Source organism: Thalassotalea sp. ND16A, from assembly GCF_000764205.1.
Taxonomy (GTDB): Bacteria; Pseudomonadota; Gammaproteobacteria; order Enterobacterales; family Alteromonadaceae; genus Thalassotalea_A.
This window is the reverse complement of sequence record NZ_JQDZ01000055.1, coordinates 1-9,299: the sequence shown is the minus strand read 5'-3', so window position 1 is coordinate 9,299 and position 9,299 is coordinate 1. Positions and strand designations below refer to the sequence as shown.

Here is a 9,299-nt window from a genome sequence, read left to right as displayed (position 1 = left end):
TAACTTCTGCGTTCTTTAAGCTGCATAATTAATGCTCCTGAACAGGGTTACATTAATTATGAGTCAACGATATGTTTTTCAGCTTATTGCTAAATCGCTAGGGTTACCTTTAATTTGAGTCAATTCGTTAGCCAAAAGTACTAGCCTTAAAAGTTGCAAAAAAGCTGTAAATCAGTATACTTGCGCAGCGTTTGGCTATAAATAAAATATTTGCTTACAAAAGCAGGTGATTTATAGCATTTATTAGGAGTTACCGGTGGCAAATATTTTAACAAAACCGGGGAAAAAATACGCAAGGTTACAACTGTTAATGCAGTTGCTTGTTATCCTTCTAAGTACAGCAACAGTTTATTTTTGTTGGGGATTAACGGCGGCCCAATCAGCGTTAGCTGGTGGTGCGGTGAGTATAATTCCTAACTATGTATTTGCTCATAAGGCATTTAAATTTGCCGGAGCTCGCGCCTCACAACAAGTTGTGGACTCGTTTTACAAGGGCGTAAAATTAAAAATGGTACTAACGGCAATTTTATTTGTATTGTGTTTTAAATTTCTCGATTTGACGCCGATAGCCTTTTTTACAACATATTCCTTAACAATGTTTGCGCCGTTTTTGGCAGGTATTGTTAAAAACTTTAACTTTAATCAACAATAATTAGGATCTAAGATGGCTGCAGATACAGGCTCTTATATCAATCACCATTTGACTAACGCGCAAATGTGTATGACAGACAGCGGCGTTGCTTTTAACAAAGCATGTGCTGATGCAGGTTTTTGGACCTTGCATGTCGACACATTGGGTTGGTCAATTGTTCTCGGTTTGATATTTCTACTTTCGTTCCGTTCGGTTGCAAAAAAAGCAACGACTGGTGTCCCGGGCAAATGGCAATGTGTCGTTGAGATGATAGTTGGCTTTGTCGATACGAGTGTGAAAGAAACCTTTCACGGCAAAAACAAGCTTATCGCGCCACTTTCACTGACAATTTTTGTATGGATTTTGTTGATGAACATGATGGACTGGATACCGGTTGACTGGATACCAACAGTCGCAGGTTTAATTGGTCAACATGCATTAGGCATGGATCCACATGACGTATACATTAAATCAGTACCTACCACGGATATGAATATGACCTTTGCAATGTCACTTGGTGTATTTGCGTTAATCATTTTCTACTCTATCAAAATAAAAGGGTTTAGTGGCTTCATTAAAGAGCTAACACTGCAACCGTTTAACCACTGGGCCTTTATTCCAGTAAACTTTATCCTGGAATCTGTCACCCTGCTCGCGCGTCCGGTATCACTGGCCCTGCGTTTATTCGGTAACTTATACGCGGCTGAGTTGATCTTTATTTTGATCGCGACAATTGGTATTGCCCAATTGCCGGTACACTTTTTATGGGCGGCGTTCCATTTATTAGTAATTCCTCTTCAGGCGTTTATCTTCATGATGTTGACCATCGTGTATTTAAGCTTAGCGCACGAAGATCACTAGTAGTTGTTAAATACTTAACAACTATTGGAACGACAGGAAGTCACCCGCAAGGGCTTTGGGCAGGATGCCTAATGTACAAAATTTAATTTTATTAAATATTTAAACTTTAACTTTAACTAACTAAAAAATAACTGGAGATATACATGTTATATATTGCTGTTGCTCTACTAATCGGTTTAGGTGCCCTAGGTACTGCGATTGGTTTCGGTCTACTTGGTGGCAAATTCTTAGAATCGGCTGCTCGTCAACCTGAATTAGCACCACAACTACAAGTAAAAATGTTCATCGTAGCTGGTCTTATCGATGCGATCGCGATGATCGGTGTTGGTATTGGTCTATATCTACTATTCGCTGTTGGTGCATAAGTAATACTTTAACCCTTGCGAATTAATTAGATAATAGGAGAAACGAATATGAATCTTAATGCTACCTTACTGGGTGAATCAATTGCATTTATCGTATTTGTTATCTTTTGTATGAAATTTGTATGGCCGCCAATTATGGCTGCTATCGAAGACAGACAAAAGACTATTGCTGACGGACTTGCCGCTTCAGAACGTGCTGCCAAAGATCTTGAGCTTGCTCAAGACAATGCGAAAGCACAATTAAAAGAAGCGAAAGCGCAAGCTGCTGAAATTGTTGATGCCGCGAAAAAACGCGAAACTCAAATTATTGAAGAAGCTGCCGGCAAGGCCCAAACTGAACGCGAAAAAATTATCGCTTCAGGTCAAGCAGAAATTGAATCAGAGCGTAACCGTGCACGTGAAGAACTACGCAGTCAAGTTGCTGTTCTTGCCGTTGTTGGTGCCGAGAAAATTCTTGAACGCTCTATTGATGCCGCTACACATAGCGACATCTTAGATAAACTAGTCGCTGAACTTTAAGGGGAATGAGCTATGTCTGAATTGACAACCGTTGCTCGTCCTTATGCTAAAGCAGCGTTCGAATATGCCGTTGAAGCAAAAGCAGTAGACACTTGGTTAGAAATGCTAGTGTTTGCCGCCGAAGTTAGTCAAAACGAAACCGTTGCCAGTTACCTTTCAGGTGGCATGGGTACTGAACAAGTGAAAGACTTGTTCATCAACGTTTGTGGCGAACAGCTCAACGACAAAGGTCAGAACTTTATTAAAGTATTGGCTGAAAACGGACGTTTGTCGGTGCTACCACAGATAGTTTCTCAATTCGTTGAATTAAAAGCGGAATTTGAGAAAGAAATATCTGTCGACGTAACTTCTGCGGTGGATTTAACCGCAGCACAAGTTACTACATTGAGCGCCGCGCTTGAACAGCGTTTGGCTCGTAAAGTTAAGCTTAATTGCACAGTAGACAGCACTGTTGTTTCTGGTCTTGTTATCAAGGCTGGCGACATGGTAATAGATGGTTCAATTCGTGGTAAATTGAATCGTTTAGCGTCTACAATGCAATCCTAATTGGGGAACAGAGCATGCAACTGAATTCCACTGAAATCGCTGAATTGATCAAAAATCGTATTGATCAATTTGACGTTGTTAGTGAAGCTCGTAACGAAGGTACTATCGTTTCTGTAACTGATGGTATCATTCGCATCCATGGCCTTGCTGATGTAATGCAAGGTGAGATGATCGAACTTCCTGGCAGCCGTTTTGCTATCGCGTTAAACCTAGACCGAGATTCGGTAGGTGCGGTAGTTATGGGTCCTTACGCGGACCTGGCCGAAGGCGTAAAAGTTAAATCTACTGGCCGTATTTTAGAAGTACCAGTAGGTCGTGGCCTTTTAGGTCGTGTAGTAAACACCTTAGGTGAGCCAATTGATGGTAAAGGACCAATCGACAACGATGGTTATGCCCCGGTTGAGCGTATCGCCCCAGGTGTTATCGATCGTAAATCTGTTGATGAGCCAGTGCAAACTGGTATCAAATCAATCGATTCAATGATTCCAATTGGTCGTGGTCAGCGTGAGCTAATCATTGGTGACCGTCAAATTGGTAAATCTGCGATCGCACTTGACGCAATTATTAACCAGAAAAACACAGGTATTAAGAGTATTTATGTAGCTATTGGCCAAAAAGCGTCAACAGTTGCTAACGTGGTACGTTCTTTAGAAGAGCACGGCGCGTTATCAAATACTATTGTTGTTGTTGCCTCAGCTTCTGAAGCTGCAGCTCTACAATACTTAGCACCATACTCTGGTTGTACTATGGGTGAATACTTCCGTGACCGCGGTGAAGATGCACTAATCGTATATGATGATTTATCTAAGCAAGCTGTTGCTTACCGTCAAATCTCATTGCTATTACGTCGTCCGCCAGGCCGTGAAGCCTACCCAGGTGATGTTTTCTATCTTCACTCACGCTTACTAGAACGTGCTTCTCGTGTAAACGCAGAATACGTTGAGAAATTCACCAATGGTGAAGTGAAAGGCAAGACCGGTTCTTTAACTGCTCTTCCTATCATCGAAACGCAAGCGGGTGATGTATCGGCATTCGTACCGACAAACGTAATCTCTATCACTGATGGTCAGATTTTCTTAGAATCAAACCTTTTCAACTCAGGTATCCGTCCAGCTGTTAACGCTGGTATCTCGGTATCTCGTGTTGGTGGTGCGGCACAAACTAAGATCATCAAGAAACTTGGTGGTGGTATCCGTTTAGCATTAGCTCAATATGCTGAATTAGCGGCTTTCGCTCAATTCGCATCAGATTTAGATGACGCTACTCGTGCACAATTAGAGCACGGTCAACGCGTTACTGAATTAATGAAGCAAAAACAGTACAGCCCAATGTCAGTGGCTGAAACTGGTGTTTCATTGTTTGCAGCTGAGAAAGGTTTCTTAAATGACGTTGAACTTACTAAAGTGACGGATTTTGAAGAAGCGCTTCTTACCTATGCAAATAACGAGCATGCTGAGCTTATGGCTACCATCAACGAAACTGGTAACTACGATAAAGATATCGAAGCGGGCTTGAGTAAATTGCTTGAATCATTCAAAGCAACTCAAACCTGGTAATTAATAGTTTCGGAGTGAATAGTCATGGCCGGTGGTAAAGAAATAAAAAATAAGATCGGAAGTGTAAAAAATACACAGAAGATCACCAGTGCAATGGAAATGGTTGCCGCCTCAAAAATGCGCAAAGCGCAAGATTTGATGGCTGCCTCTCGTCCATACGCTGAAAATATTAGAAACGTGATCGGTCACATTGCACGCGGCCAACTTGAATATCGCCATCCATATATGGAAGAGCGTGAAGTTAAGCGTGTAGGCTATATCGTTATTTCTACCGACCGTGGTTTATGTGGCGGCTTAAACATTAACTTGTTCAAGAATGTATTAAAAGATTCTGCCAAATGGCAAGAGCAAGGCGCCGAAGTTGACTTAGCTGTAGTGGGCTCTAAAGCCTCTACATTCTTTGGCAGCATGGGCGCAAATGTAGTTGCACAAAAATCAGGTTTAGGCGACACACCATCTATTACTGACCTTATCGGCAGTGTTAAGGTGATGTTAGACGCTTATGACAACGGTGAAATCGATAAGTTGTTTGTGGTTTGCAACAAGTTTGTAAATACCATGACGCAACAGCCAACAATCGATCAATTGTTACCTTTGCCTAAGTCAGATGATGACGCTATTACCCATCGTTGGGATTACATCTACGAACCAGACGCACAAGCATTGCTTGAAAAGTTATTGGTTCGTTATGTGGAATCCCAAGTATATCAAGGCGTGGTTGAAAACCTTGCCAGTGAACAAGCCGCGCGTATGGTTGCAATGAAAGCTGCAACCGACAACGCCGGCGACTTAATTGATGATTTACAATTGATATACAACAAAGCTCGACAAGCAAGCATTACCCAAGAATTGGGTGAAATTGTTGCTGGCGCAGCTGCGGTATAGGCATTGGTTTAATTAATAGTTTAGAGGAATAAACATGAGTACAGGTAAGGTAGTGTCAATCATTGGCGCAGTTGTGGACGTTGAGTTTCCACAAGATGCTGTACCTCAGGTATATGACGCATTAAAAGTAACTGAAGGTGATCTAGGTGGTCTTGTACTTGAAGTACAACAACAACTAGGTGGTGGCGTAGTACGTACTATTGCCATGGGTACATCTGACGGTTTGCGTCGTGGTCTGAATGTAGAAAACACAGGCTCTTCAATTCAGGTACCAGTAGGTGTGAAAACACTTGGTCGTATCATGAACGTATTGGGTGAGCCGATTGATGAAGCTGGTGACATTGGCGCTGACGAAAGTTGGACCATTCACCGTGAAGCGCCTTCTTACGAAGAGCAAGCGGCATCAAATGAATTACTAGAAACAGGTATCAAAGTAATCGATTTAGTTTGTCCATTCGCTAAGGGTGGTAAAGTAGGTTTATTCGGTGGTGCTGGTGTTGGTAAAACCGTTAACATGATGGAGCTTATCCGTAACATCGCTATCGAGCACAGTGGTTACTCTGTATTCGCCGGTGTTGGTGAGCGTACTCGTGAGGGTAACGATTTCTACCATGAAATGAGCGAATCTAACGTACTTGATAAAGTAGCGTTGGTTTACGGTCAAATGAACGAGCCTCCAGGAAACCGTTTACGTGTTGCCTTTACTGGTTTGACAATGGCTGAGAAGTTCCGTGACGAAGGTCGTGATGTACTATTTTTCGTAGATAACATCTATCGTTACACACTTGCGGGTACTGAAGTATCTGCACTTCTAGGTCGTATGCCATCAGCGGTAGGTTACCAGCCAACTCTTGCAGAAGAGATGGGTGTACTTCAAGAGCGTATTACGTCAACGAAGAAAGGGTCAATTACATCAATCCAAGCGGTATACGTACCTGCGGATGATTTAACCGATCCATCTCCTGCGACTACCTTTGCTCACTTAGATGCAACTGTTGTACTTTCTCGTGATATCGCTTCGCAAGGTATTTACCCGGCAATCGATCCACTAGATTCAACTTCTCGTCAACTAGATCCTCTAGTTGTTGGTGCTGAGCACTACGAGACTGCACGTGGTGTTCAATCGACGCTACAACGTTACAAAGAACTTAAAGATATCATCGCAATCTTAGGTATGGACGAGCTTTCTGAAGAAGATAAGCAAACTGTTGCCCGTGCCCGTAAAGTTGAGCGTTTCTTATCGCAACCGTTCTTCGTAGCTGAAGTATTCACTGGTTCACCAGGTAAATACGTATCGTTAAAAGATACTATTGCAGGCTTCCAGGGCATCCTTGCGGGTGACTACGATGACCTACCAGAACAAGCGTTCTACATGGTTGGTGCAATCGACGAAGCGGCTGAAAAAGCTAAAAACATGTAATTCGGCCTAGCAATAGGTACAGGAGACTAATATGGCAGCCATGACGGTTCATTTGGATGTAGTAAGTGCAGAAGAGAGTTTATTCTCGGGACGCATCGAATCATTACAAATTACAGGTAGTGAAGGTGAACTGGGCATTATGCCTGGTCATGCACCATTACTAACTGCGTTAAAACCAGGTATGGCGCGTATTGTTAAACAACATGGCGGCGAAGAGGTTATTTACCTTTCCGGCGGTATGTTGGAAGTTCAACCAAACACAGTGACAGTATTGGCCGATGTGGCCGTACGTGGCGGTGACTTGGATGAACAAGCTGCTTTAGAAGCCAAGCAACGTGCAGAAGAGCATATCAGCAACGCCACCGGTGATGTTGATTACGCTGAAGTTGCTGCAGAGCTAGCCAGAGCGGTAGCGCAATTACGTGTTATCCAGGAAGCAAACAGAACTAGAAAGTAAACTACTTTCTACTCTCAAAAAAAGACACCTTAGGGTGTCTTTTTTTTTGCCATGGATACACGGAGTATGCAACGACATTGCTGAAAAATAGATGAATCGTTAGCGTTTTTTGTGCGAAGACGATCTTTTTGATGACCGACTGTACGATGATCTACTTTTGTAAGACTTAGGCGTACTGGATTTATAGCTCTTACTGTTGTTTTTGTTGCTATAGCTTTTCGTCGCATAACTTTTGCTAGAGCTGCGACTGGTATGTTTCGATGTTTTTACTGCCTTGTTGTAGGTTTTAATCTGTGTACTTCTTTTCGGAACATAACTCTTATTATCATAGCTTTTCGTTGTGTTGACTGAACCTCGTTTCGCCGGTTTTGCTGCGGTGTTGTAAGTCTTAGTTTTTGCTTTGGCGCTAGTCGTATAATACTTTTTGGCTGTTGCGGCCTTGCGTTGCTGTTTGATCTTCGTTGCTCGAGTTTTGTTGCTGGTATAGCTTTTATAATTTTGCTTTTGGCCATCGCGTTTGGCTTGTTTTATCTGGTGTTGACTGTTCATTTTCTTTTTCAGATCATGATGACGGCTAACCTTACTGTGCTTATTCACTTGCCCAGTTTTGTGACCACGGTTTGTCGTATATTTATTGCTTTTATTCTTACTTTTATTGAAACTTTGGTTCGCGATGGCATTGCGCTCATGTTTGCGCACATGCTTACTTTGCTGCATGCTTGGCCGTTGTGATTTATATTGCGCGGTACTATAGCGTTTCGTCATTTTATCGCTTTTATAAGCAACACCTTTACGATGTGCAGGGTTATGCTGCCAACGTTTACCGCCAGTACTTTTGGCGACTTTATGCTTACTGTTATGGCTATTGTACGACTTGCCATAACTGGAATGACGCTTATAACCGTGGCTATGACGATGATAATACGAGTGATTATGATGCGACACTGCCACGTGATGATTTGACCAATGGAAGTTGCTAAACCACCAACCTACAGAAATGTGTACCGCCGGGTGCCAATAAAATGGTGCATGGCTGGTATAGTGTGCGCTGGCATAATAAGGGCTATGGTGTGGGCCCCAGTATGACCAATATACCGGCGGGTAATAGCCCCAATGCCATGGCCCATAGACCACCCGGGTATCATAATAAGGCACATAAACCACTTCTTTTTGCACGGGTTGAATGATGATGTTGTCATCTTCACGAGTGACGATGACATTATCCATTTTGTCGAGGTTACCAGCGGCATCGGCCTGGTCGCGTAATGTTTGAATGCTGGCCAGTACTTGCTTTTCGGCCGCTAAAAACGCATCGCCAAGGCTTCTGGTCCAGTTAAGCTCTGAACTCATTTTGCTGAGCACATTGGGAAATGACAACAAGGCCAAGACACTGGGATCCCAGTCTTTATTTATTGTTAAGTCGACGATTTGAGCATGAGTTAAATCTTTATTGTCTTTCAGCCAACGCTCGGCTTCAATGACTTCCAGTGGATAAGTAGAAGCAATGAGGATGTGAGTTAGCAAACTGTCTGGATATAAAGCGATAGGTGCCAGTAGTTGTGCAAGCTCGGCTTCACTGGGGATCACGACTTCTGTCGTCTCTGTAGTTGCTGGCGCTTGTGTTGCTTGTGCTACTGGTAAAGCTAAACAGTAAAGTGCACATATTATCATTGTTAATTGTTTCATAACTTGCTCCATTAACGCTGCCTTGGTTATTGCCTGAGTGACTATGAATCGGCGATATGGCTGTAACGATACGGCATTATAAAATAAGCTAACTGAACGTAAGCTGAACGGATAAAAAGGTACAAGATACGGGGTACAAGGTACAGGCAGATAGTTGATAGTTAATGGGGAGCTGGGAACGAGGAACTAGAAGCAAAAGTTACTGTTTTAATGCACGTTGTGAATTTAGGGGGGCCCGTGGCAAGCACGGGATGCCTGTTATTAGCTTTTGTCAAATTTCTAAGCTGGAAAAGCTATGTTTGGATCATATTTTTTGTGATTCACCATTATCTGGTACGCTATCCTCAATATCTTTTTCGCAAGAATGCAAAGT

At 42.7% G+C, this 9,299-nt stretch carries 10 protein-coding genes; 9 read left to right on the top strand and 1 reads right to left on the bottom strand.

From position 1 onward, the window contains the following. Window positions 1-256 precede the first annotated feature (256 nt). The 9 genes from ND16A_RS09300 (at window position 257) to ND16A_RS09340 (ending at window position 7,240) form a co-directional block, all read left to right on the top strand. Window positions 257-652 carry an ATP synthase subunit I gene (locus ND16A_RS09300; RefSeq protein ID WP_033077617.1) on the top strand — a complete coding sequence of 132 codons (396 nt, stop codon included), beginning with the start codon at window positions 257-259 and terminating at the stop codon, window positions 650-652. Between the two features lie 12 nt (window positions 653-664). Next, window positions 665-1,492 carry a F0F1 ATP synthase subunit A gene (gene atpB, locus ND16A_RS09305; protein ID WP_033077616.1) on the top strand — a complete coding sequence of 276 codons (828 nt, stop codon included), beginning with the start codon at window positions 665-667 and terminating at the stop codon, window positions 1,490-1,492. A gap of 143 nt (window positions 1,493-1,635) precedes the next feature. Further along, window positions 1,636-1,857 (top strand): F0F1 ATP synthase subunit C, encoded by a 222-nt coding sequence (atpE, locus tag ND16A_RS09310; RefSeq protein ID WP_089153031.1) that lies wholly within the window; start codon window positions 1,636-1,638, stop codon window positions 1,855-1,857. 48 nt (window positions 1,858-1,905) lie between these two features. Next, complete coding sequence (gene atpF, locus ND16A_RS09315; protein ID WP_033077614.1) at window positions 1,906-2,376, top strand: F0F1 ATP synthase subunit B; 471 nt, start codon at window positions 1,906-1,908, stop codon at window positions 2,374-2,376. 12 nt (window positions 2,377-2,388) lie between these two features. Then, the gene (gene atpH, locus ND16A_RS09320; RefSeq protein ID WP_033077613.1) at window positions 2,389-2,922 is read left to right on the top strand and encodes a F0F1 ATP synthase subunit delta; all 534 of its coding nucleotides are present in this window, start codon (window positions 2,389-2,391) and stop codon (window positions 2,920-2,922) included. 14 nt (window positions 2,923-2,936) lie between these two features. Further along, window positions 2,937-4,478: a F0F1 ATP synthase subunit alpha gene (gene atpA / locus ND16A_RS09325; protein ID WP_033077612.1), complete on the top strand. Its 1,542-nt coding sequence runs from the start codon at window positions 2,937-2,939 to the stop codon at window positions 4,476-4,478. Window positions 4,479-4,502: 24 nt separating this feature from the next. Further along, window positions 4,503-5,363, top strand: coding sequence for a F0F1 ATP synthase subunit gamma (gene atpG / locus ND16A_RS09330; protein WP_033077611.1), 861 nt, complete (start codon window positions 4,503-4,505; stop codon window positions 5,361-5,363). A 34-nt stretch (window positions 5,364-5,397) separates the two neighbouring features. Continuing rightward, window positions 5,398-6,783, top strand: coding sequence for a F0F1 ATP synthase subunit beta (gene atpD, locus ND16A_RS09335; RefSeq protein WP_033077610.1), 1,386 nt, complete (start codon window positions 5,398-5,400; stop codon window positions 6,781-6,783). Window positions 6,784-6,814: 31 nt separating this feature from the next. Continuing rightward, on the top strand, window positions 6,815-7,240 hold the full coding sequence (locus ND16A_RS09340) for a F0F1 ATP synthase subunit epsilon (protein ID WP_033077609.1): 426 nt from the start codon (window positions 6,815-6,817) through the stop codon (window positions 7,238-7,240). Window positions 7,241-7,339: 99 nt separating this feature from the next. Here the strand turns inward: ND16A_RS09340 and ND16A_RS0119220 are convergent, their stop codons facing one another. Then, on the bottom strand, window positions 7,340-8,926 hold the full coding sequence (locus ND16A_RS0119220; protein ID WP_160173507.1) for a DUF3300 domain-containing protein: 1,587 nt from the start codon (window positions 8,924-8,926) through the stop codon (window positions 7,340-7,342). Between the last annotated feature and the right edge of the window lie 373 nt (window positions 8,927-9,299).

Excerpts from the sequence above, each read along its gene's own strand:
- atpB (WP_033077616.1), top strand. The coding sequence starts at position 665 with ATGGCTGCAGATACAGGCTCTTATATCAATCACCATTTGACTAACGCG.
- atpE (WP_089153031.1), top strand. The coding sequence starts at position 1,636 with ATGTTATATATTGCTGTTGCTCTACTAATCGGTTTAGGTGCCCTAGGT.
- atpF (WP_033077614.1), top strand. The coding sequence starts at position 1,906 with ATGAATCTTAATGCTACCTTACTGGGTGAATCAATTGCATTTATCGTA.
- atpH (WP_033077613.1), top strand. The coding sequence starts at position 2,389 with ATGTCTGAATTGACAACCGTTGCTCGTCCTTATGCTAAAGCAGCGTTC.
- atpA (WP_033077612.1), top strand. The coding sequence starts at position 2,937 with ATGCAACTGAATTCCACTGAAATCGCTGAATTGATCAAAAATCGTATT.
- atpG (WP_033077611.1), top strand. The coding sequence starts at position 4,503 with ATGGCCGGTGGTAAAGAAATAAAAAATAAGATCGGAAGTGTAAAAAAT.
- atpD (WP_033077610.1), top strand. The coding sequence starts at position 5,398 with ATGAGTACAGGTAAGGTAGTGTCAATCATTGGCGCAGTTGTGGACGTT.
- ND16A_RS09340 (WP_033077609.1), top strand. The coding sequence starts at position 6,815 with ATGGCAGCCATGACGGTTCATTTGGATGTAGTAAGTGCAGAAGAGAGT.
- ND16A_RS0119220 (WP_160173507.1), bottom strand. The coding sequence starts at position 8,926 with ATGAAACAATTAACAATGATAATATGTGCACTTTACTGTTTAGCTTTA.